We start from the raw sequence: 1,989 nt of genomic DNA, 5'->3' as shown, positions 1-1,989 counted from the left end.
CACCATGTCATCCACCAATGAGGTGACATGCTCATCCAAGCGTTCCAAAAGATGTTTATCCCCTTTTGCCTCTTTGCTGATGGCGTCCAGCAATTTACGATCATACATGGGTACTCCCAGACGCTCGGCCAGCAAAGTTGCCGTTTCCGTATCGGGCGTACCAAAATAACGGGATAGGGTGACTAGAGGTTTGCCAGGAATTGGCTTGGTCTTTTTTTGGTTATCCACCGGATACAATCCCGAACCAATGATGGACTGCACCAGGCCGAGCGACGCTGCTTGTTTTGCCATGAATCGTTCCCCGTCTGAATTGCTACGCGAAAATCCCCCTAGCGGCAGCAATGATGCACAGGATCATTACTCCACCAGACCTGTAGAGCAAACTGCCTGGAGCTGTTACAACACAGCCCCTTGGAAGCCGAGTAAAATACACTTGCGCATCTGTACTGGATTTTGCTTGCTGCGCCGAAGAGAAAAAGGGAGGCATACTGTGGGTATGTATCGCTTTGCAGAACGAGGCAGAGGCCAAAAGCCAAACCAGATGTTCACGTTATTTGTACCAAACTCCTCTATACAGATCACCCTCTTATTCAAAACCGATCTCTTCCTGCACACTGCGCTGTTGGCTGCACGGCAAGGCAACGGTCGGCCAAAGCACCCTATTCAAAACCGATCTCTTCCTGCACGCTGCGCACGATGCGTCGATCATACTCCAGCAATTTATGGTTTTTATCTTTATAATCCAGCATGCTCAAAAAATAGCGGATACTCTCCAAGCGTGCCCGTTTTTTATCATCCGATTTGATGACGGTCCAGGGACAAGTGGCGGTGGAGGTATAATAAAAAGTATCTTCTTTGGCTGTGGTATACTCTTCCCACTTATCCTGTGACTCTTTATCGACCGGGCTCAATTTCCACTGTTTGAGTGGATCGGTCATCCGACTGTTAAAACGACGCAGTTGCTCCTGTTTGCTGACAGAAAAATAAAATTTGAAGAGCAGGATACCAGATTGGACCAGCATTTTTTCCAATTCTGGCACGTTGCGTAGAAAATGCTTTACTTCAGATTCGCTGCAAAAACCCATGACCCGTTCCACACCCGCACGGTTATACCAACTGCGATCAAACAGGATAATTTCACCGGCGGCGGGCAAATGCTGCACATAACGTTGAAAATACCATTGGCTGCGTTCCAGGTCGCTGGGCTTGTCCAGGGCAACCACCCGGCAACCTCGCGGGTTCAAATGTTCGATAAAACGCTTGATTGTCCCCCCTTTTCCAGAGGCATCACGCCCCTCGAACAGAGCGACAATCTTAATACCATTCTCTTTTACCCAGTTTTGCATTTTGACCAATTCGATATGCAAAGGGGCGATCAACTGCAGATATTCATCCTCTTTCAACAATTTCAGCCGTGGCGGAAGGGTATGACGGGCATGCGCTGAACCCAGACCTAAGATGATTTCACTGCGGGCCGACGGAGTTGTTTTTTTCTGGGCAGGGCTCTTTTTTTCGTGGGCGTTGCCTATGGGAGAATGATTGTTTGCAGGATGAGGGGATTCCTTGCTCTCAGTGGATTCTGCTGCAGAGGCCACATGGTCCGTCATGCCGATCTCCCGATTTATCGGATGGTGAGAAAATCGCCAGGTTGTCAGCTTGCGGGTGCTTGGACTCCGAGCAAACAAACTCTCGCCAGCATAGAGGATCGGCCCACTCTTGTCCACCCAAATATTCACAGACTGGGCAAAGCACTATTCATTCTCAGGGCTGATTTTTCTGCATAAATTGCAAAAAATCGGCAGGAGGAAGGGGTCGGCTGTAGTAATATCCTTGAATCTCGTCACACTGTTCTTGACGCAGCAAAGCCAACTGTTCGGCGGTCTCCACCCCTTCGGCAATCACACTCAGACCAAGGCTGTGGGCCAAACTGATGACAGCGCGTATGATGGCCGCATCATCGGCATCTTTGGTACAGTTGCGCACAAAGGA

3 protein-coding genes are annotated in these 1,989 nt (G+C 49.4%); all 3 read right to left on the bottom strand.

Going from position 1 to position 1,989, the window contains the following annotated elements; translation table 11 throughout:
- On the bottom strand, positions 1 to 291 hold a 291-nt coding region (locus EJP87_RS15715; RefSeq protein ID WP_193771452.1), incomplete at its 3' end, for a cytidylate kinase family protein.
- Positions 292 to 659: 368 nt separating this feature from the next.
- The gene (ppk2, locus tag EJP87_RS15710) at positions 660 to 1,607 is read right to left on the bottom strand and encodes a polyphosphate kinase 2 (RefSeq protein WP_130472795.1); all 948 of its coding nucleotides are present in this window, start codon (positions 1,605 to 1,607) and stop codon (positions 660 to 662) included.
- 154 nt (positions 1,608 to 1,761) lie between these two features.
- A partial coding sequence (locus EJP87_RS15705) for an EAL domain-containing protein (RefSeq protein ID WP_130472794.1) occupies positions 1,762 to 1,989 on the bottom strand: 228 nt, incomplete at its 5' end.

The organism is Candidatus Magnetaquicoccus inordinatus (assembly GCF_004217665.1).
In the GTDB taxonomy this organism is placed as follows: Bacteria; Pseudomonadota; Magnetococcia; order Magnetococcales; family Magnetaquicoccaceae; genus Magnetaquicoccus; species Magnetaquicoccus inordinatus.
The sequence above is the reverse complement of the archived record's forward strand: the minus strand, read 5'-3'. Positions and strand labels throughout refer to the sequence as shown.

What these genes read in the sequence shown, in the direction of transcription:
- ppk2 (WP_130472795.1), bottom strand. Translation starts at nt 1,607, where the DNA reads ATGACGGACCATGTGGCCTCTGCAGCAGAATCCACTGAGAGCAAGGAA.